The organism is Pseudomonas brassicacearum, from assembly GCF_003732225.1.
In the GTDB taxonomy this organism is placed as follows: domain Bacteria; phylum Pseudomonadota; class Gammaproteobacteria; order Pseudomonadales; family Pseudomonadaceae; genus Aquipseudomonas; species Aquipseudomonas brassicacearum_E.
The window spans coordinates 385621-405948 of record NZ_MOBJ01000003.1; the positions used below are offsets into that span (position 1 = coordinate 385621).

The following is a 20328-nucleotide window of genomic DNA, read 5'->3' on the forward strand; positions in this document are numbered from 1 at the left end:
CCTTGGAAATGTGAGCGTCAATCGCAAGCTTGGCATCGGCTTCGGCCTGGTATTGCTCCTGACCCTGCTGACCACCGTGAACGGCTGGACAGGCATGAGCAGCATCATCAGTCGCGGTGACAAGCTCGGTTATATCTCCAGCCTCAATGAGTTGACCAAGGACCTGCGCATTGCGCGCCTGGACTACGAAATGCGCCGCGGCGAGCAAGGCCCGGCAGCGGTCAGCGACCTGTTGGGCAAGCTTGACGAGGGCCTGCAAAACGCCCTCAAGATGATCGTGCAACCGGCTAATGTGGCGATGCTCAAGCAGCAGATTGAAGCCGTCAACGAGTACAAGCACGCCTTTGCCGACATGACCCAGGCCACCGCCAACCGCGAAGCCGCCCGCGCGAAACTCGGCGCCACTGCCGACAATGCCGTAGCCCGCGTGGCAGAAGTCGAAAAAGCCCTGCTGCAAGGCGACAACATTGCCCAGTTCAACAGCGTCATTGAGCTGAGCAAGTTGATCCAGCAAGCACGCTTCCAGGTGCGCGGCTACACCTACAGCGGCAAGGTCGAGGCTGAACAACCGGCGCTGGATGCCATCGACAACGCCCTGAAGTACCTCAAGACCCTGGCGGAAAAATTGCCGGAACAACACACCGCCAACCTGCAACAAGCCACCGACTCACTGATTGCTTACCGCGCGGCCGTCAGCCAATATCGCGACTCCCAAGTGGCCAGCGCCACCGCCCTCAAAGACATGGCCCAGCAAGGCGACCTGCTGTTCGACCTGAGCAAGAAACTCACCGCCACGCAAACTGCCACGCGTGACACCGAAGCCGCCCACGCCAAAAACACCCTGCTGCTGGTGACCGCACTGGCCCTGGCGTTCGGCCTGCTTGCTGCCTGGGCCATCACTCGACAGATCGTCATCCCGCTGAACCAGACCCTGAAAGTCGCCGAGCGCATAGCCGCCGGCGACCTGACTCACAACCTCATTTCCCGGCGTCGCGACGAACTCGGCCAGCTGCAACGCGCCATGCAGAACATGACCGTCGGCCTGCGCGAACTGATCGGCGGTATCAGCGAAGGCGTGACACAGATCGCCAGCGCCGCCGAAGAGCTCTCCGCCGTGACCGAGCAGACCAGCGCCGGGGTCAACAGCCAGAAGGTTGAAACCGATCAAGTGGCCACTGCCATGAACGAAATGGCCGCCACGGTTCAGGAAGTTGCACGCAACGCCGAAGAAGCCTCGGAAGCCGCCGTCGCCGCCGACCAACAGGCCCGCGAAGGCGACAAGGTGGTCGGCGAAGCCATCGCTCAAATCGAACGTCTGGCGACCGAAGTGGGCAATTCCACTAACGCCATGGGCCATCTCAAGCGCGAGAGCGACAAGATCGGCAGCGTGCTGGATGTGATCAAGTCCGTGGCCCAACAAACCAACCTGCTGGCTCTCAACGCCGCTATCGAGGCTGCGCGGGCCGGTGAAGCAGGACGTGGTTTCGCCGTGGTTGCCGACGAAGTGCGCAGCCTGGCGCAACGCACCCAGAAGTCCACCGAAGAGATCGAAGAGCTGATTGTCGGCCTGCAAAGCGGTACTCAGCAGGTTGCCACCACCCTGGACAACAGCCGCAGCCTGAGCGAAAGCAGCGTCGAACTGACCCGTCGTGCCGGCGGCTCGCTGTCAAACATCACCCGCACCGTCTCGGCGATTCAGGCAATGAACCAGCAGATCGCCGCAGCCGCCGAACAGCAAAGCGCCGTAGCCGAAGAGATCAACCGCAGCGTGCTGAACGTGCGCGACGTCTCCGACCAGACCTCGGCCGCCAGTGAGGAAACCGCAGCCTCCAGCGTCGAGCTGGCGCGGCTGGGCACCCATCTGCAGATGCTGGTGGGCAAGTTCAGGGTTTGAGGGGATGCAGATGCCTCGGTTCACCTGGAACCGGGGTGATGCCATCGCGAGCAAGCTCGCTCCCACATGGGTCCTGTGTGAAGCACAAATAGTGTGCACACTGAAAAACTACTGTGGGAGCGAGCTTGCTCGCGATAGCGGTCTGACAGGCGCTGAAGTTACAACACCTGCCGCAAAAACGCCTGTGCTCGCGGGTCCTTCGGGGCATCGAAGAACTCGGCCGGCGAGGCGTCTTCCAGCAGTTTGCCGTGATCGAAGAACAGCACCCGATCCGCCACTTCCCGCGCAAAGCCCATTTCGTGGGTGACGCAGACCATGGTCATGCCTTCCACGGCCAGGGTCTTCATCACGTCCAGTACTTCGCCGACCATTTCCGGGTCCAGCGCCGAAGTCGGCTCATCGAACAACATGACCTTCGGTTCCATGGCCAGCGCCCGGGCAATCGCCACACGCTGCTGTTGACCACCGGAGAGACGTGAAGGAAACTCATTGGCCTTCTGCGCGATGCCAACCTTTTCCAGTAACGCCAGGGCCTTGGCCTCACGCTCCTGCTTGCCGCGCTTGCGCACGACTTTCTGCGCCAGGCAGAGGTTCTCCAGCACCGTCATGTGCGGGAACAGGTTGAAGTGCTGGAACACCATCCCGACTTCACGGCGATAAGCATTCACATCGGTTTTCGGGTCGGCCAGTTGCAAACCGTCGATGCTTACCGAGCCCGAGTCGAACGCTTCCAGCCCATTCAGGCAACGCAGAAAGGTCGATTTGCCGGAACCCGACGGGCCGATCACCACCAGCACTTCGCCCTTGGCCACTTGGGTCGTGACGTTGTCCACCGCGCGGACCACTTGGCCGCGGGTGTCGAAGACTTTTACCAGATCGCGGACTTCAATCACTTTGCGCGAGCCTCCGCTCAAGCCGGCTGGCGATTTTCGACAGCGGCAGGTTGATCAACAGGTACAGACCCGCCACGCAGAACAGGATTTCGAACGGCGAGAACGAGGTGGTGATGACTTCACGGCCGCTTTTGAGCAGCTCGGTGATGGCGATCACCGACACCAGCGAAGTGTCCTTGACCAGACTGATGAATTGCCCGGCCAACGGCGGCAGCACGCGTTTGAACGCTTGCGGCAACACCACGTGGCGCATCGACTGGCCGGCACTCAAGCCCAGCGAGCGCGCGGCTTCGTTCTGCCCGCGGGCAATCGACTGCACGCCAGAACGAATGATCTCTGCCACATAGGCGCCGGTGAACAGCGACAGTGCGGCGATCCCGGCAAATTCGCGGGACAGGTTGAGCACCGTGCCGATGAAGAAGTAGAAAATGAAGATCTGCACCAGCAGTGGCGTACCACGTACCAGTTCGATGTAGACGGTCGACAGGTCGCGCAGGGTCGGGTTGCTCGACAGCCGGCACAGGCCGGTTGCCAGCCCAATCAGCAGTCCGAGCACGCCCGACACCAGCGACAGCCACAACGTTGTCCACAGGCCCCACAATAGCGGTCCTGCTGCCCAATGCCGGGTTACGCCGACCACATCGCCTTCCGCCACATCGTCGCCATGGGCAACTTGCAGGCTGTTGTCATCGACGCTCAGGTACTGTTCGACTCCGGCGTCGTTGCGCAGGGTCACTTCGGCCTTATCGCCTGTGCGCACCAGTTCGCTGACGGTGGAAATGTCAGCGGCTCGCTGGGTTTCTTCGGCGTGATAGGCGAAATACTGCGGCACGCGGTTCCAGCGCCATTCGTAAGACATCAGCGAGGTGGCGTAATACAACGCGCCAGCCATGCCGATCAGCACCAGCACGGTCAACACGTGCCAGGGCCATTGGGCTTTTTTCTGTTTCATTTGCTTTGAGAGTTCCGAATTCTGTGTCGCCGGGGAGGCCGTCATCGCGAGCAAGCTCGCTCCCACAGTGGGTCGGTGTGAACACAACATCTGTGTCCGGCGCAGATCCTGTGGGAGCGAGCTTGCTCGCGATTGAGGCGACGCGGTCTATCCAACCGAGCCTTACTCCATGTCCTTGAGCCAAGCAGTGTCTTTGAACCACTTGTCATGGATGCGATCGTAGGTGCCGTCTTCGTGGATCTGGTGCAGGAAGTTGTTGATGAAGTTGATGCTGTCGTAGTCACCCTTCTTCAGACCGAAGGCCAGCGGCTCGTAGGTGAACGGCTTATCGAGGAACACCAGTTTGCCGTTGCCGACCTTGCTCACCGCCACGACGTTGTAAGGCGCGTCGTAGATGAAGGCGTCAGCCTTGCCGTTGACCACGTCGAGCACGGCTTCCTGCTCGTTGTCGTAGCCGTGGTATTTGGCTTTGGAGATCAGCTTCTTCGCGACCATTTCGCCGGTGGTACCGAGCTTGGAGGTGATGCGGTAGTCGGCGGTGTTCAGGTCTTTATAGGAGGTGATGGTGCCTTCCAGGTCTTTGCGGATCAGCAACGTCTGGCCGACCACGATGAACGGTTCGCTGAAGTTCAGGCGCAGGTTGCGTTCCTGGGTCAGGGTCATGCCGCTGCCGATCATGTCGAACTTGTCGGTCATCAGCGCCGGGATGATCCCGTCGTAACCGGTGGACACCATCTCTAGCTTGACCCCCATGGCCTTGGCCATGGCTTTGAGGATGTCGACTTCGAAACCGATGATCTCGCCGCGCTTGTTGGTCATTTCGAACGGCATGTAGGTCGGGTCCATGCCGACTTTCAGCGTCCCGCACTTGACTGCGTCGTCGATGGCGCCGGCGTGCGCCGCGTTGACGGCAACCAGTGCCGTGACGCCGAGCAGCAGCATCGAGAGATACTTCTTCATCATCAACTCCCCTAACCCATAGTGTTGTGAGGCGCGCAAAAAGCCGATTTCCTTTTGAAAACCGACAGATACGGACAAAAAGTTGTCCGGGCACACCAAAGAGGGTGGCGATGCTAACGCACTCGTCCGTTTGCACAAGGGGGTGGGTGGGAAATGTTGTTTCGGGGAGGCGGAAAAACAAAAGATCGCAGCCTGCGGCAGCTCCTACGGATGTACACCCGGTAGGAGCTGCCGCAGGCTGCGATCTTTTCAAAGACGCCCCGCTTCTGAACGAAGCGGGGCTTTTGCATCAGGCCGGCTGTACCTGCGTGCTCAGCGGTTTGAGCGGCAACAACGGTGCGTGAGGATCGGCTTTCACCGACGCTCGCCAGGCATCCAGCCACTGCGCGTGGCTTTCGCTCCAAACCTGCTCATGCAGGCGTCCCAGTGCCACAGGATCGCTCAGCAACTGCAGGCGCTCATGGTTGTCCAACCCGGCAGGGCCGGCTTTCAGCGCGTGGCGAACCCGCTCGATACGCAGCCACTCGATCGGCTCGGCCTGACCGTGACGCGAAGTTGCCAGCGCACAAGCCAGGGCATTCTGCTGCGGATCGACCACCGCACGGATGAAGCCGTCGTTCAGCGCATGCCAACGGTTTTCGTGGGTGTACTGATCGGTCGCCAGCAAGGCCTGTGGCGGCGCGTATTCCTCAGGGATCAGGAACAGACTCTCGTCACGGGATTTGAGGCCCAGCTTCACGCGACTGGAGATCACCGACACCGGGATCGACAGCATCAGCGATCCGACGATCGGTACCAGCCACCAGAGGAAGCTCGGGTTCAGCCAGATCACCAGCAAGGCCCAGAAGAAGCCCAGCAAGGTTTGCGGACCATGGCGGCGCACCGCTTCGCTCCACGGCGTGGAGTCGTCGTCACGTTGTGGCGAGTTCCAGGTCGCAGCCCAGCCGAGGAACGCGGCGAGTACGAAACGGGTGTGGAAGATCATTCGCACCGGCGCGAGCAGCATGGAGAACAACATCTCCAGCAGCATCGACAGGGTCACCTTGAACTTGCCACCGAACTCTTTCGCGCCCTTGGCCCAGATCAGGATGATGCTCAGCAACTTCGGCAGGAACAACAGCACGATGGTCGTCGAGAACAACGCAACGGCCTTGTCCGGGTGCCATTGTGGCCACAGCGGATAAAGCTGTCGCGGCTCCATGAAGTACTGCGGCTCCATCAGCGTATTGACCGCCAGCAGCGCAGTCGACAGCACCAGGAAGAAGAACCACAGCGGCGCCGACAGGTAAGACATCACACCGGTCAGGAACACCGCACGGTGTACCGGGTGCATGCCCTTGACCAGGAACAGCCGGAAGTTCATCAGGTTGCCGTGACACCAGCGACGGTCACGCTTGAGTTCGTCGAGCAGATTCGGCGGCAACTCTTCGTAGCTGCCAGGCAGGTCGTAAGCAATCCACACGCCCCATCCAGCACGGCGCATCAGCGCGGCTTCAACGAAGTCGTGGGAAAGGATCGCCCCTGCAAACGCGCCTTTACCGGGCAACGGCGCCAGGGCGCAGTGCTCGATGAACGGCTTCATGCGGATGATCGCGTTGTGGCCCCAGTAGTGGGATTCGCCCAACTGCCAGAAGTGCAGGCCGGCGGTGAACAGCGGACCGTATACCCGCGTGGCGAACTGCTGCATGCGCGCATACAGCGTGTCCATGCCCGAGGCACGCGGCGCGGTCTGAATGATCCCGGCGTCCGGCGTGGCTTCCATCAAGCGCACCAGACTGGTCAGGCATTCGCCACTCATCACGCTGTCGGCGTCGAGCACGACCATGTACTTGTAATCACCGCCCCAACGACGGCAGAAGTCGTCGAGGTTACCGCTTTTGCGTTTTACGCGACGGCGACGCCGGCGATAGAAGATCTTGCCAAAACCCTTGGCTTCGCGGCAGACGTCCAGCCAGGCCTGCTGCTCGGCAACGCAGATGTCGCTGTCGTTACTGTCACTGAGGACGAAGAAGTCGAAGCGGTCCAGATCACCGGTGGCGGCGACCGACTCGAAGGTCGCGCGCAAACCGGCGAATACCCGCGGTACGTCTTCGTTGCAGATCGGCATCACCAACGCGGTGCGAGCGTCCTTGGGGATCGGCTCGTTACCGGCGCTGGCGCCGGAAATGCGGTATTTGTCGTGCCCGGTGAGCAACTCGAGGAAGCCCATCAGTGCCGTCCAGAAACCGGCCGATACCCAGCAGAACAGAATCCCGAACAGAATCAGGATGCTGGTTTGCAAGGCATATGGCAGTACTTGCGTAGCGGTTTGCAGGAAGGGTTGATGCAGGACTTCTTCCAGATCAACGAACGACCAGCCCTGGTACGGCATGATGCCTTTCATGTACCAGCCCGCGACGATGGTCTGGCCCAGCATCAACACCAGCAGAATGTAGCGGCGGATCGAGCCGACGGTGCGCCAGCGAGCCGCCGGAAGCACGCGCTCATCCTTCGGCGGTGCCGGAGGATTGGTGCGGCCGGTCAGCCGACGCCAGCCACGTACCAGGATATTGGTACGCCATGGCTCAGGCACGACCTTGGTCCGACGAATCGGTGGGGTCGCCTTCAGGCACACACGACCGCTGGCGTCGAGCGCCAGCATCTCGGCCTCTTCAAGCTCCTCGGCGGAGTTGAGGGTCAACCGACGGCCGACCGAGGCTTGCGCAGCCTCGCTCGGCGCGTCGAAAACCTGCGACGACAGGCGTTCATGCAGCTCGCTGAAGGATGTGCAGCCCGCCAATGTGGCGCGCTGCTCATCGGTCATCGGCAGGTGCGCCAGATACTCGCTGAGAGTCTCTGGCTGTACTTGGGAATTACTCATCGGCTGGCAACTGGTAGCTCCAGGTCTCGGTCAGCACTTGTTCAGTCTTGGCTGCATCCGAGGCAGGAGGTGTGGCAGGGGCTGCTTCGGCAGCGGCTGGCTGCTTGGCGTCTTTGTCTTTCTTGTCGAGCTTCTCTTGCTGCCTGGCGGCGATTTTATCGGCCTTGGCAACGGAAGAATTGGCGTTCACCACCAGAACCTTGACCGGCTCAGGGACTACGATGTCCTTGACCAGCGCAGCACGCATCTCGGTGGACTTGCCCGGATCCTTGATCTTCATGCGCAGCGTCAGGCGCCAGCCCTGGGTTTCAGGGTTGTAACGCACGCTGTTCTCAACCACTTCGGCGTTGTCGCCCACACTGACCTGGCTGCGCACCGGCGCGTCTTCCGGCAAGGCCTTGAGGGACGGGCCTGTGAAGTCCACCAGGTAGGCAACGCTGCCATCCGGCTGACGAATCAGGTTCGACTGCTTCACGTCACCGGTGGAACGCAGGGTCTGTTGAACCCAGGCGCTGTCCGGCGAATGCAGGGCTGCCTCGTCGATGGTCCAGTGCAGACGGTAGGCGAAGTCCAGCGGCTGACCTGGCTCAGGCAGTTTTTCCGGGCTCCAGAACGCAACGATGTTGTCGTTGGTTTCGTCGGCAGTCGGGATCTCTACGAGGTCGACCGTGCCTTTGCCCCAGTCGCCTTTTGGCTCGATCCAGGCGCTTGGGCGCTTGTCGTAGCGGTCATCGAGGTCTTCGTAGTGGCTGAAATCACGACCACGTTGCAGCAGGCCGAAACCACGCGGGTTCTCGACCGAGAAATTGCTCACGGCCAGATGTTTCGGGTTGTTCAGCGGGCGCCAGATCCACTCGCCATTACCGGCATGGATCGACAGACCGCTGGAGTCGTGCAGTTCACGACGGTAGTTGAGGACTTTCGACGGCTGGTTGGCGCCGAACAGGAACATGCTGGTCAGTGGAGCGATACCCAGTTTGCTGACTTTGTCGCGCAGGAACACCTGCGCCTTGACGTCGACAATGGTGTCGCTGCCCGGACGCAGGGTCAGGCGATAGGCACCGGTGGCACGCGGCGAGTCCAGCAGGGCGTAGATCACCAGGTGCTTGTCGGTCGGCTTGGGTTGCGCAATCCAGAACTCGGTGAAACGCGGGAACTCTTCACCGGACGGCAGCGCAGTGTCGATCGCCAGGCCACGCGCAGACAGGCCATAGGTGTGGCCTTTACCGACGACGCGGAAGTAGCTCGCGCCGAGCATGGTCATGATTTCGTCTTGCTTGTCGGCCTTGTTGATCGGGTACAGCACACGAAAGCCCGCATAACCCAGCTGTTCGGTGGCTTTAGGATCGAACTTCACGTCGCCGAAATCGAAACGACTCGGGTCGTACTTGATCTCTTCAACGCTGTTGGCAGTGATTTCGTTGATTTTCACCGGCGTGTCGAAGTGCATGCCCTGGTGATAGAACGACAGCTTGAACGGGGTTTTCTGATCGGCCCATTCGGCTTTTTCGGTCAGGAAACGAATTTTCTGATAGTCCGCGAATTTCATGTCACGGAATTCGTTCGGCAGATTGCTGCGCGGAGCTTCGTATTTTTGCCCGGCCTTCTCTTTTGCCTTGGCCGACACATCATCCAGATTGAATGCCCAAAGCTGGCCGGCGCTGAGCAGGCAAAGCAAGGCAGAGCCCGTCACCAGTGCGTTTCGTAACCGTTTGGCAGACAATTTTGGTGCATTACAGGGACTAACAATCACGAGCAACCCTCGCCGAAAACAGATCAAAAAACCAACGGCTAGCTATCTATGTGCCAGGTTGGCGAGCATTGTTCCGACTCCGATGGGCCTAAATGATTCCCCAAACGGTTCCGGACAAGTCTCTACCTAAGTCAAAAATGGGCCAACGAACGCTGATCCCCGTAGCGCGGGATTATCTAGTAGGCCGCGTTACAACGCATCAGGGGTAACAAAGTATTTATCGCGAAAAACCTCTGTTTTCGACCGAAACACGCCTGAAAAGATGTTTCAGGCGCTTTCAGGTCTGTAACAGGAAGGTTACCGGGCCATCATTGACCAGATGCACCTGCATGTCCGCGCCAAATTTACCTGATGCCACTTTGCCATGTAACTGCTGCGCCTTGGCTAATATATAGTCAAAAAGCTCTTCTCCCAGTGCCGGTGGGGCAGCGGTAGAAAAGCTCGGACGCAAACCATTTTTGGTATCGGCGGCCAGGGTGAACTGCGAGACCAACAGCAAACCACCGCCGACATCGGCCAAGGACAGGTTCATCTTGCCCTCGGCGTCACTGAATACCCGATAGTTAAGCAGCTTATGCAAAAGTTTGTCGGCGCTGGCCCGAGTGTCTTCCGGTTCAACCGCCAGCAGCACCAGCAAACCCTGGTCTACCGCGCCAACAATTTCTCCCGCCACTTCGACGCGCGCGCCTCGCACGCGCTGTAACAGGCCCTTCATGCTTCTTCAGGCGGTAAATCAAGCAAACGTCGGGCCATCCGGCTGGCCGCACGCACCAATGCATCGGTGATACCCGGTTCGGACGCCGCATGCCCGGCATCGCGGATCACCTGCAGTTCGCTGTTCGGCCAGGCTTGATGCAGTTCCCAGGCGTTATCCAGCGGGCAGATCACGTCGTAACGGCCGTGGACGATGACACCCGGCAAATGGGCGATCTTGCCCATATCGCGAATCAGCTGGTTCGGCTCAAGGAACGCGTTGTTAGTGAAGTAGTGGCATTCGATACGGGCGATCGACAACGCGCGCTGCGGCTCGGAGAAGCGCTCGACCACCATCGGGTTCGGACGCAGGGTGGCCGTGCGGCCTTCCCAGGTCGACCAGGCCTTGGCCGCGTGCATCTGGGCAATCTGGTCGTTGCCGGTCAGGCGCTTGTGGAATGCATTGAGCAGGTCGTCGCGCTCATCCGCAGGGATCGGCGCGATGTAGTCCTGCCAGTAATCCGGGAACAGACGGCTGGCGCCAGCCTGGTAGAACCATTCGATTTCCTGCGGACGGCAGAGAAAGATCCCGCGCAGAATCAGACCGTGCACACGCTCAGGGTGGGTTTGCGCGTAGGCCAACGCCAGGGTCGAACCCCAGGAGCCGCCGAACAGCACCCATTTTTCGATGCCCAAGTGCTGGCGAATTCGCTCAAGGTCGGCGACCAGATCCCAGGTGGTGTTGTTTTCCAGGCTGGCATGCGGGGTGGAACGACCGCAACCGCGCTGATCGAACGTAACAATGCGGTACAGGTTCGGATCGAAGTAGCACCGACTCTGTGCATCACAACCAGCCCCCGGGCCGCCGTGAATGAACACCACCGGCAAACCTTCCGGCGAACCGCTTTCGTCGACGTATAGCGTGTGTGTTTCATCGACAGCCAGATCGTGCCGGGCGTGAGGTTTGATCTGTGGGTACAAAGTCTGCATTGCGCGCTCCGTAAGGGGTCGAGGTCATCCCTGGGGGGACTTCTATTATTCTGCCGTCCGGCATCATAAACCCGAATTACGTTAATGAGCATGCTCGCGAAAAATCAGACTTCGCTTACAAGAAACCGATGCAAATACGCCAGCAGGCTTTCATACAGCAGATCCACTTCCGCAACCTGGCCGCGCCCCCGCAAACAGCCGTGAACCAGCCCTTTGCCTGAATACAGACTGACCTCGCCCCCTGCGGCTTCAAGTCGCCGGGCATAGGTGACACCGTCGTCGCGCAGCGGGTCGAACTGCGCGACGGCGATCATCGCCGGTGGCAAACCGCTGAAATCATCGGCGAGCAATGGCATGGCGTAGGCCGACGGTTGCCGTGTGCCGCGCAAGTACAACGCGTGATAGCAGTCCAGGTCGCTGCTGCTGAGCAGCGGCGCGTCGGCACATTCGCTGCGCGATGGAAGCCTGGCGTCACCGCCCAGTCCTGGATAGATCAAGACTTGTGCGCAGGGCAAGCGCTCGCCCCGGTCACGCAACGCCAGACACAACGCGGCGGCCAGATTGCCGCCCGCGCTGTCACCGGCCACCAGCATCCGCGTCGCATCCAGCGCAAACGGGCTCGCCCCTACGCAAAGGGCTCGCCATACACTCAGGCAATCATCGAACGCCGCCGGGAATGGATGCTCCGGCGCCAGTCGGTAATCAACAGCAATCACCAGCACGCCCGAAACCATCGCCAGTTCGGCGCAGATGAAGTCGTGCGAATCCAGATCCCCTACCACCCAGCCACCGCCGTGCAGATACAAAATGCACGGCCAGCCCGAATCCGGCGCTGAAACCGCTGGCTGGTAGGCGCGTACCGAAACACCTTCCAGCGTGAAGTCGGAGACCTCCAGCTCTTGCGGGCGAGCGTTGGTGAACGCCCGGCACATTTGACTGTAAGCCTGACGCAGCCCGTCCAGGCTGCTGTCGGTGCTGTTGAAGCTGAGGGTCCTCTCGACAAATGCCGAGAGCTGCGCAGAGATTGGATAGTCAGGCATAAGGTTCTCGGCCACTCAGAGTTTCAGGCTGGCCTGTACCGCCTTCACACCGTCCTTGCCATCGAAACTGCTGACGCCCGCCAACCAACGCTGAAGATCCTCAGGGTGATCACGCAGCCACTGCCGGGCGACGTCCTGTGCGGTCTTGCGCTCCATGATCGGCACCATCAACTGGCTTTCCTGGGCGGCGGTGAATGTCAGGTTTTCCAGCAAACGGTTCACGTTGGGGCAACGCTGGGCGTAATCCGGCGCGGTCACGGTCGAGACAGTCGCTGCACCTTCGTTCGGGCCGTAGACATCTTCGCTGCCGGTCAGGTAGTTGATCTTCATGTTGATGTTCATCGGATGCGGGGTCCAGCCGACGAACACCACGAACTCCTTGCGATTGACCGCACGCTGCACGGCGGCAAGCATGCCGGCCTCGCCGGATTCGATCAGTTTGAAGTCCTTGAGGCCAAAGTGATTGGTCTCGATCATGGTTTTGATGGTGGTGTTGGCGCCGCTGCCCGGTTCGATGCCGTAGATTTTGGCGCCCAGCTGGTCTTTGAATCTGGCGATATCGCCGAAGGTTTTCAGACCCGCCGCCGCAACATAGTCAGGCACCGCGAGGGTCGCCTGGGCATCAGACAGGCTGGGTTTGTCCATGACTTTGAGTTGATTGGCGGCGATGAACGGTGCGATGTTCTTGTCCATCGCCGGCTTCCAGTAGCCAAGGAAGATATCCAGTCGCTTGTCGCGGATGCCGGCGAAAATGATTTGCTGCACAGCGCTGGTTTGCTTGCTTTCGTAGCCAAGTCCGTTGAGCAAGACATCGGCCATGCCACTGGTGGCGATCACATCGGTCCAGTTGACCACGCCCATACGCACGGACTGGCAGGACGCCGGTTCGCTGGCAAAGGTGTTGGCGCTCAGAAGTGCGGTGCCGGTAAGGATTAACAGACAGCGGTTGAACAGTCGTTTCATCGGGAGGGCTCGCTCGGCAGCTGGTTATTGTGGGCCCGGTGTCTTCATGCACCGTGCCCACAACGTTACTCAGCGTCTGAACGACAAAAGCGCCCTGAGGCGACCGTGTCTTGCACGGTGGCGACTGTCCATAGCAGGTATCGAGACGACCGCCAACCTGTGGGAGCGAGCTTGCTCGCGATGGCGGACTGACAGGCAACAGCAATGTTGAATGCAATGGCCTCATCGTCGGAACGCCGCCCGGAGCAAGCTCGCTCCCACAGGATTATGCGCCGTAGTGCTTGTGTCCCCACGCCAACAACCCTTGCAGCAGCTCTTTGAGCACCACTTGCGTCGGTGCCGCCAGATCAGGCCGATAGCGGAACGGCTCGACCTCTTCCATGTAGGTGCACTGCCCCAACTCCAGTTGCACCGCGTGGATGTTTTCAGCCGGGTTGCCGTAATGACGGGTGATGTGGCCGCCCTTGAAGCGCCCGTTGAGCACGTGGCTGTAGTCCGGATGGCGGGCGCAGATGGCTTCCAGCTGGCTGGCCAACTGTGGATCGCAACTGGCGCCGTTGAAGGTGCCGAGGTTGAAGTCCGGCAGCTTGCCGTCGAACAGGTGCGGGATCACCGAACGAATCGAGTGCGCATCGAACAGCAGTGCATAACCGAACTCGGCCTTCAGCCGCGCCAGTTCTTGCTGCAAGGTGCTGTGGTACGGCGTCCAGACTTTCTCCAGATACGTCGCACGCTCCTCGACCGACGGCTCCAGCCCTTCGCGGAACAACGGCACGCCGTCGAACAATGTCGCCGGGTACAGGCCGGTCGTCGCACCGACATACAACGGCTTGTCGTCGGACGGCCGGTTGAGGTCGATGACGAACCGCGAATACTCGGCAGCCAGGGTGCTGGCGCCCAGTTCAGCGGCAAACTCGTAGAGCGTGGGAATGTGCCAGTCAGTGTCCGGCAGGCTTTGCGCCTCAGGGATCAAACCGGCTTCAACCGCAGGCGTCAGACGCACGCCAGCGTGAGGCATGCTGATCAGCAGCGGCACCCGGCCTTGTTTGAAGCTCAGAACCTTATCCACAACTGTTCTCCTATAACTCGACTTCAACGCCGTGACGCACGACGCGTTTTTCCAGGTCACCGCCCAACCAGTACGACAGGTCGGCTGGGCGATCGATCTGCCAGGCCACGAAGTCGGCGACTTTGCCGACTTCGAGCGAGCCGTGGGTGTGCTCCATGCCCAATGCCGTGGCGGCGTGAATGGTCGCGCCGGCCAGGGCCTCTTCCGGGGTCATGCGGAAACAGGTGCAGGCCATGTTCAACATCAACCGAACCGACAGCGCCGGCGAGGTGCCGGGGTTGAGGTCGCTGGCGATGGCTATTTTCACCCCGTGCTTGCGCAAGGCATCCATCGGCGGCAATTGGGTTTCACGCAGGAAGTAGAACGCTCCCGGCAGCAGCACGGCAACGGTGCCGGAGGCGGCCATGGCAATGGCGTCGTCTTCGGTCATGAACTCCAGATGGTCAGCCGAGAGCGCGTGATAACGCGCCGCCAGGCTGGAGCCGTGCAGGGACGACAACTGCTCGGCATGCAGCTTCACCGGCAAACCGAGTTTCTGCGCGGCGACGAACACCCGCTCGACCTGCGCTGGCGAAAATGCCAGGTATTCGCAGAACGCATCCACCGCATCCACCAGACCTTCGGCAGCCAGCGCCGGTAGCATTTCGGCGCAGATGTGGTCGATGTAGTCGTCGGCGCGGTCGGCGTATTCCGGGGGCAAGGCGTGAGCGGCCAGGCAGGTGCTGCGCACGCTGACCGGCAGTTCGGCGCCGAGGCGGCGAATGACCCGCAGGATCTTCCGCTCGCTGGCCAGGTCGAGGCCATAACCGGATTTCATCTCGATGCTGGTCACACCATCACGCATCAGGCTTTTCAGGCGTTTCTTCGCACTGGCGAACAGCTCGTCCTCGGTCGCCGCACGCGTGGCGCGCACGGTGCTGGCGATGCCGCCACCGGCCGCTGCGATTTCTGCATAGCTCACGCCTTGCAGACGCTGCTCGAACTCGCCGCTGCGGTTGCCACCGAACACCGTGTGGGTGTGGCAGTCGATCAGGCCCGGCGTGACCCAGGCCCCCGCGAGATCATGGACCTCGAGGTATTCGCCGGACGGCAGCTCGCTACGTGGGCCGATCCACTCAATGTGCGCTCCTGACGTCACGATGGCGGCATCCTCGATGATCGAGTAAGTGCCCTGCGCCATGCTTGCAACGTGACAGTGTTGCCAGAGAGTTTTCATCCGGGGCCTCCGTTAGTTATCGATGAGAAAAAGAAGGATCACGCGCGACCAAAGCCGCCTGCCCTGCCGCCGGCTTGACCCACATCAGGTAGGCCAACACCAGCAACACGATCCAGACCACGCCGACGATCAGTGCTGCCTGGGTATCCGGGAAGTAACCCAGCACGCCAAAGACAAACAGCATGAACGCAATCGCCGCCATCGGCGCATAAGGCCAGAACGGTACCGGGAATTTCAGCTGCGCGACTTGCTCAGGCGTCATGGAGCGACGCATCGCCACCTGAGTGAACAGAATCATCAGCCAGACCCAGACCGTTGCGAAGGTCGCGATGGACGCGATCAGCAGGAACACGTTTTCCGGAATCAGGTAGTTCAACAACACGCCCAGCAGCAGCGCAACGCTCATCACCACCACGGTCATCCATGGCACGCCATTGCGCGACAGGTGGGCGAAGCCCTTCGGTGCGTGCCCTTGCTGGGCCAGACCGAACATCATGCGGCCAGCGCCGAAGATGTCACTGTTGATCGCCGAAATCGCCGCCGTAATCACCACAATATTAAGGATGGTGGCCGCCGAGCTGATCCCCAGCTTATCGAAGATCTGCACGAACGGGCTGCCCTGGCTACCGATCTGCTGCCAAGGAAAGATCGACATCAGCACCAGCATCGTCAGCACGTAGAACAGCAGAATCCGCAACGGTACGGCGTTGATTGCACGAGGCAGCACGTGCTGCGGGTCTTTGGCCTCACCAGCGGTAACGCCGATGATTTCAATACCGCCAAACGCAAACATCACCACCGCGAACGAAGCGATCAGACCGCCCATGCCATTAGGCATGAAGCCGCCTTGGGTCCAGAGGTTGCTGATGTCGGTCACTTGGCCAGGAGCCGTGCTGATACCGAACAGCATGATGCCGAAGCCCCCGAGGATCATCGCAACGATGGCGGCGACCTTGAGCAGCGACAGCCAGAACTCCATTTCACCGAAGACTTTGACGTTGCACAGGTTCAAGCCGCCGACGATGGAAACGACGCCCAATACCCAAATCCAGCGAGAGACTTCCGGGAACCAGAAGCCCATGTAAATACCGAACGCAGTGACGTCGGCCATGCCGACGATGACCATTTCGAATGCGTACGTCCATCCGAGGATGAAACCTGCCATCGGTCCCAGGTAAGTGCTGGCGTATTGACCGAAAGAACCTGCGACCGGGTTGTGCACAGCCATCTCGCCGAGGGCGCGCATGACCATGAACACCGCTGCACCACCAATCAGGTACGCAAGCAGCACCGCAGGACCGGCCATCTGGATGGCCGAGGCAGAACCGTAAAACAGCCCGGTGCCGATCGCCGACCCCAGTGCCATAAAGCGAATATGTCGGGCAGATAGCCCGCGTTTCAAGCCGTTTGCTGGCTTTTGCATTTCTCGTCCTTAGTTGTTCTTATCGACGCAAAATCGAATCGCGAGCAAGCCCGCTCCTACAAGGATCACGCTGAACCTGTGGGAGCGAGCCTGCTCGCGATGGGCCGTTACAGGCTAGGCAGCAACTTCGCCATCACCAGTTCATTCAAGCAGCGCGAAGCCAGCAGTTCGCTCGCGGCGTTAATGTCCGGAGCAAAGAAACGGTCCTTCTCGTAGAACGGTACTTTGGCGCGCAGGGTGCTGCGAGCTTTTTCCAGTTTCGACGAAGTCTTCAGACCATCACGCAGGTCCAGACCCTGGCAGGCAGCCAGCCACTCGACAGCCAGAACGCCGCGAGTGTTTTCGGCCATTTCCCACAGACGCTTGCCAGCGGCAGGCGCCATGGAAACGTGGTCTTCCTGGTTGGCGGAAGTCGGCAGGCTGTCCACCGAGTGCGGGTGCGACAGTGCCTTGTTTTCGCTGGCCAGAGCAGCCGCGGTCACCTGGGCGATCATGAAGCCGGAGTTCACGCCACCGTTGGCCACCAGGAATGGCGGCAGTTGCGACATGTGCTTATCCATCATCAGCGAGATGCGGCGTTCGCTCAGCGAGCCGATTTCAGCGATGGCCAAGGCCATGTTGTCGGCAGCCATGGCGACCGGTTCGGCGTGGAAGTTACCGCCGGAGATCACGTCACCTTCAGCCGCGAATACCAATGGGTTATCCGACACGGCGTTGGCTTCGATCGCCAGCACTTCAGCGGCCTGACGGAACTGAGTCAGGCAGGCGCCCATGACTTGTGGCTGGCAACGCAGCGAGTACGGGTCTTGAACCTTTTCGCAGTTCTGGTGCGAATCGGAAACCTGGCTGCGCTCACCCAGCAGGTCGCGGTAAGCGGCTGCGGCATCGATCTGGCCTTTTTGACCACGGGCAGCATGAATGCGAGCGTCGAATGGCGAGCGCGAGCCCAGCACGGCTTCAACGGTCAGACCGCCAAGGGCCAGAGCACCGGCGAACAGATCTTCACCTTCGAACAGACCACGCAGTGCGTAAGCGGTGGACACCTGAGTACCGTTGAGCAGCGCCAGACCTTCTTTCGCAGCCAGGGTCAGCGGAGTCAGACCGGCGACTTTCAGCGCTTCAGTGGCTTCCATCCACTCGCCTTTGTAGCGAGCCTTGCCTTCACCCAGCAGCACCAGCGACATGTGGGCCAGCGGCGCCAGGTCGCCGGAAGCACCGACCGAACCTTTCAACGGAATGTGCGGGTACACCTCAGCGTTGATCAGGGCGATCAGCGCGTCGATCACCACCCGGCGAATGCCGGAGAAACCACGGCTCAGGCTGTTGACCTTGAGCACCATGATCAGACGCACCAGGGCGTCGCTGATCGGCTCGCCCACGCCGGCAGCGTGAGACAACACCAGCGAGCGCTGGAGGTTTTCCAGGTCTTCGCTGGCAATGCGGGTCGAGGCCAGCAGGCCGAAACCGGTGTTGATGCCGTACGCGGTACGGTTTTCCGCAAGGATCTGTTCCACGCAGGCGACGCTGGCTTCGATCTGGGCCGACGCACTGTCGTCGAGGCTGACTTTGACCGGTTGCTGATAAACGGCACGCAGTTGGGCAAGGCTCAGTTGGCCAGGGATAAGATTCAGAGCAGTCACATTCATTCTCCTTTTGAGAGTTTGTTGTCTATTTATTTACACGCACTGACCAGACGCTCCGGATGATTCCGTTGTCCGTCGCTTCCCGCTTTTTGGAGGGAGGCGCCTTGGCACGCTGGCTTTTGTAGAAATCAGTACAGCTTCGGTAACACGGTTTGCAGCAGTAGCGGGTCTTTCAAAATAAATTCGGCCTGGGACATGGCAGCTCTCTTAAACCGTCGCCGCGCGACGCTGGACAAATCGGTCGACGTATTCATCGGCCGGCGAATGCAGGATCTCCTTCGGCGTGCCGACCTGGATCAACCGCCCATCCTTGAGGATCGCAATGCGGTTGCCGATGCGCACGGCTTCATCGAGGTCATGGGTGATGAACACGATGGTCTTGTGCAAAGTCTTTTGCAGTTCGAGCAACTGGTCCTGCATCTCGGCACGGATCAATGGGTCGAGGGCGCTGAACGCTTCATCCATCAGGATAATGTCGGTGTCCGCTGCCAGAGCGCGGGCCAGGCCCACACGCTGACGCATACCGCCGGACAGCTGATGCGGGTATTTGTTTTCGTAGCCTTGAAGGCCCACGGTGTTGATCCAGTGCTGCGCGCGCTCGGTGCACACTTGCTTGCTTTCACCGCGCACTTTCAGGCCGTAGGCAACGTTATCCAGCACGCTTTTGTGTGGCAGCAGGCCGAAGCTCTGGAACACCATGCTGATCTTGTGCCGACGAAATTCGCGCAGGGCTTCCATGTCGTATTGCAGGATGTCCACGCCGTCCACCAGGATCGCGCCGCTGGTCGGGTCGATCAGGCGGTTGATGTGGCGCACCAGTGTCGACTTGCCGGAACCCGACAAGCCCATGATCACGAAGATTTCGCCGGTAGCGATGCTCAGCGATAGATCGTTCACGCCGATCACGCAGCCAGTCTCGGCCAATACCTGATCCTTGCTCATGTTCTGTCGGATCATGTTCAGCGCTTCGGCCGAACGGTCACCGAAAATCTTGAAAACGTTTTTGACTTCGATCTTGGCGGCGTTGTTCATTGGCTCACCTCATGCCGTGGACGACCGTAGGCCTGGGTAATGCGGTCAATGACCACCGCCAGAATCACGATCGCCAGACCGGCTTCAAGACCACGTCCGACATTGAGGGTCTGAATCCCCACCAGCACGTCCTCACCCAGACCACGGGCACCGATCATCGAGGCGATCACCACCATCGACAGCGCCATCATGGTCGTCTGGTTAATCCCGGCCATGATGCTCGGCAGGGCCAGCGGCAGTTGCACGCCGAACAGTTGCTGCCAGCGGTTGGCACCGAAGGCATTGATCGCTTCCATCACTTCACGATCGACCTGGCGAATGCCCAGATCGGTCAGGCGAATCAGCGGCGGTACGGCGTAGATCACCGTGGCGAAAATCGCCGGGACCTTGCCCAGACCGAACAGCATCAGCACCGGGATCAGGTACACGAAGCTGGGCATGGTTTGCATGATGTCGAGCAGCGGCATCAGCACCGAACGCAGGCGGTTGCTACGCGCCGACAGAATGCCCAGCGGGATACCGATCAGCACCGAAATAACCGTCGCCACCAGCATCAGTGCCAACGTCTGCATGAGCTTGTCCCAGAGGCCGACAGCGCCCACCAGGAACAACAAACCAACGATCACCACCGTCGTCACCAGCTTACGGGTGGCGTGCCAGGCAATGCCGGCAACGATCGCCAGCATCAACCACCACGGCGCCGCGCGCAGCAGGCCTTCGAGGTTGACGATGGCCCACAGCAAGGTGTCGGAGATGTGGCGGAACACATCTCCGTAGTTGACGACCAGCGAATCAACCCAAGTGTTGACCCAGTCGGCGATGGAAAAGGTGAAGCTTTCTGGAAACATAAGAGACTCTCAATCAAGTGGATGTAGCGAACGTCCCGGCCAGCCTCTCGGTTAGCCGGGAGGTTCGACCTACAGTTCCGCGTTGATTTTCCTGGCAGT

Annotated in this window: 16 protein-coding genes and 1 pseudogene; 2 read left to right on the top strand and 15 right to left on the bottom strand. The window is 60.3% G+C overall.

What is annotated here, in order from left to right; all coding sequences use genetic code 11:
* Positions 1–94: 94 nt before the first annotated feature.
* Positions 95–1036, top strand: a pseudogene (locus BK659_RS28240) (methyl-accepting chemotaxis protein); the annotation flags it as partial.
* 144 nt (positions 1037–1180) lie between these two features.
* Positions 1181–1894 carry a methyl-accepting chemotaxis protein gene (locus tag BK659_RS28245; RefSeq protein WP_404942512.1) on the top strand — a complete coding sequence of 238 codons (714 nt, stop codon included), beginning with the start codon at positions 1181–1183 and terminating at the stop codon, positions 1892–1894.
* A 158-nt stretch (positions 1895–2052) separates the two neighbouring features.
* On the opposite strand, the gene BK659_RS04745 is transcribed toward BK659_RS28245, so the two are convergent.
* The 15 genes from BK659_RS04745 to BK659_RS04815 all read right to left on the bottom strand — a co-directional run bounded on the left by BK659_RS04745 (position 2053) and on the right by BK659_RS04815 (position 20229).
* Positions 2053–2787 carry an amino acid ABC transporter ATP-binding protein gene (locus BK659_RS04745; protein WP_123423966.1) on the bottom strand — a complete coding sequence of 245 codons (735 nt, stop codon included), beginning with the start codon at positions 2785–2787 and terminating at the stop codon, positions 2053–2055.
* The gene (locus BK659_RS04750) at positions 2780–3739 is read right to left on the bottom strand and encodes an amino acid ABC transporter permease (protein WP_123423967.1); all 960 of its coding nucleotides are present in this window, start codon (positions 3737–3739) and stop codon (positions 2780–2782) included. The genes BK659_RS04745 and BK659_RS04750 overlap by 8 nt, the downstream gene beginning before the upstream one ends.
* 162 nt (positions 3740–3901) lie before the next feature.
* Complete coding sequence (locus tag BK659_RS04755) at positions 3902–4699, bottom strand: transporter substrate-binding domain-containing protein (protein WP_123423968.1); 798 nt, start codon at positions 4697–4699, stop codon at positions 3902–3904.
* Positions 4700–4988: 289 nt separating this feature from the next.
* The gene (mdoH, locus tag BK659_RS04760) at positions 4989–7559 is read right to left on the bottom strand and encodes a glucans biosynthesis glucosyltransferase MdoH (RefSeq protein WP_123423969.1); all 2571 of its coding nucleotides are present in this window, start codon (positions 7557–7559) and stop codon (positions 4989–4991) included.
* Entirely contained in the window at positions 7552–9312 is a 1761-nt protein-coding gene (locus tag BK659_RS04765) for a glucan biosynthesis protein G (protein WP_123423970.1), read from the bottom strand. Before BK659_RS04765 ends, mdoH begins: the two co-directional genes overlap by 8 nt.
* Positions 9313–9589: 277 nt before the next feature.
* The gene (gene dtd, locus BK659_RS04770) at positions 9590–10027 is read right to left on the bottom strand and encodes a D-aminoacyl-tRNA deacylase (RefSeq protein ID WP_123423971.1); all 438 of its coding nucleotides are present in this window, start codon (positions 10025–10027) and stop codon (positions 9590–9592) included.
* Entirely contained in the window at positions 10024–10995 is a 972-nt protein-coding gene (pip, locus tag BK659_RS04775; protein WP_123423972.1) for a prolyl aminopeptidase, read from the bottom strand. The genes dtd and pip overlap by 4 nt, the downstream gene beginning before the upstream one ends.
* A 104-nt stretch (positions 10996–11099) precedes the next feature.
* Entirely contained in the window at positions 11100–12035 is a 936-nt protein-coding gene (locus tag BK659_RS04780) for an alpha/beta hydrolase (RefSeq protein WP_123424077.1), read from the bottom strand.
* A gap of 15 nt (positions 12036–12050) precedes the next feature.
* The gene (locus BK659_RS04785; protein WP_123423973.1) at positions 12051–12998 is read right to left on the bottom strand and encodes a choline ABC transporter substrate-binding protein; all 948 of its coding nucleotides are present in this window, start codon (positions 12996–12998) and stop codon (positions 12051–12053) included.
* A gap of 265 nt (positions 12999–13263) precedes the next feature.
* On the bottom strand, positions 13264–14067 hold the full coding sequence (gene hutG, locus BK659_RS04790; protein WP_123423974.1) for an N-formylglutamate deformylase: 804 nt from the start codon (positions 14065–14067) through the stop codon (positions 13264–13266).
* 10 nt (positions 14068–14077) lie between these two features.
* Positions 14078–15283: an imidazolonepropionase gene (gene hutI / locus BK659_RS04795; RefSeq protein ID WP_123423975.1), complete on the bottom strand. Its 1206-nt coding sequence runs from the start codon at positions 15281–15283 to the stop codon at positions 14078–14080.
* A gap of 16 nt (positions 15284–15299) precedes the next feature.
* Positions 15300–16706: an amino acid permease gene (locus tag BK659_RS04800; protein WP_123423976.1), complete on the bottom strand. Its 1407-nt coding sequence runs from the start codon at positions 16704–16706 to the stop codon at positions 15300–15302.
* A gap of 107 nt (positions 16707–16813) precedes the next feature.
* Positions 16814–18352 (bottom strand): histidine ammonia-lyase, encoded by a 1539-nt coding sequence (gene hutH, locus BK659_RS04805; protein WP_123423977.1) that lies wholly within the window; start codon positions 18350–18352, stop codon positions 16814–16816.
* 204 nt (positions 18353–18556) lie between these two features.
* Positions 18557–19381 carry a quaternary amine ABC transporter ATP-binding protein gene (locus BK659_RS04810; protein ID WP_123423978.1) on the bottom strand — a complete coding sequence of 275 codons (825 nt, stop codon included), beginning with the start codon at positions 19379–19381 and terminating at the stop codon, positions 18557–18559.
* The gene (locus BK659_RS04815; protein ID WP_123423979.1) at positions 19378–20229 is read right to left on the bottom strand and encodes an ABC transporter permease; all 852 of its coding nucleotides are present in this window, start codon (positions 20227–20229) and stop codon (positions 19378–19380) included. Before BK659_RS04815 ends, BK659_RS04810 begins: the two co-directional genes overlap by 4 nt.
* Between the last annotated feature and the right edge of the window lie 99 nt (positions 20230–20328).

What these genes read in the sequence shown, in the direction of transcription:
- pip (WP_123423972.1), bottom strand. Translation starts at nt 10,995, where the DNA reads ATGCAGACTTTGTACCCACAGATCAAACCTCACGCCCGGCACGATCTG.
- BK659_RS04815 (WP_123423979.1), bottom strand. Translation starts at nt 20,229, where the DNA reads ATGTTTCCAGAAAGCTTCACCTTTTCCATCGCCGACTGGGTCAACACT.
- BK659_RS04780 (WP_123424077.1), bottom strand. Translation starts at nt 12,035, where the DNA reads ATGCCTGACTATCCAATCTCTGCGCAGCTCTCGGCATTTGTCGAGAGG.
- dtd (WP_123423971.1), bottom strand. Translation starts at nt 10,027, where the DNA reads ATGAAGGGCCTGTTACAGCGCGTGCGAGGCGCGCGCGTCGAAGTGGCG.
- BK659_RS28245 (WP_404942512.1), top strand. Translation starts at nt 1,181, where the DNA reads ATGAACGAAATGGCCGCCACGGTTCAGGAAGTTGCACGCAACGCCGAA.
- BK659_RS04755 (WP_123423968.1), bottom strand. Translation starts at nt 4,699, where the DNA reads ATGAAGAAGTATCTCTCGATGCTGCTGCTCGGCGTCACGGCACTGGTT.
- hutI (WP_123423975.1), bottom strand. Translation starts at nt 15,283, where the DNA reads ATGAAAACTCTCTGGCAACACTGTCACGTTGCAAGCATGGCGCAGGGC.
- BK659_RS04800 (WP_123423976.1), bottom strand. Translation starts at nt 16,706, where the DNA reads ATGCAAAAGCCAGCAAACGGCTTGAAACGCGGGCTATCTGCCCGACAT.
- BK659_RS04750 (WP_123423967.1), bottom strand. Translation starts at nt 3,739, where the DNA reads ATGAAACAGAAAAAAGCCCAATGGCCCTGGCACGTGTTGACCGTGCTG.
- hutH (WP_123423977.1), bottom strand. Translation starts at nt 18,352, where the DNA reads ATGAATGTGACTGCTCTGAATCTTATCCCTGGCCAACTGAGCCTTGCC.
- BK659_RS04785 (WP_123423973.1), bottom strand. Translation starts at nt 12,998, where the DNA reads ATGAAACGACTGTTCAACCGCTGTCTGTTAATCCTTACCGGCACCGCA.
- mdoH (WP_123423969.1), bottom strand. Translation starts at nt 7,559, where the DNA reads ATGAGTAATTCCCAAGTACAGCCAGAGACTCTCAGCGAGTATCTGGCG.
- BK659_RS04810 (WP_123423978.1), bottom strand. Translation starts at nt 19,381, where the DNA reads ATGAACAACGCCGCCAAGATCGAAGTCAAAAACGTTTTCAAGATTTTC.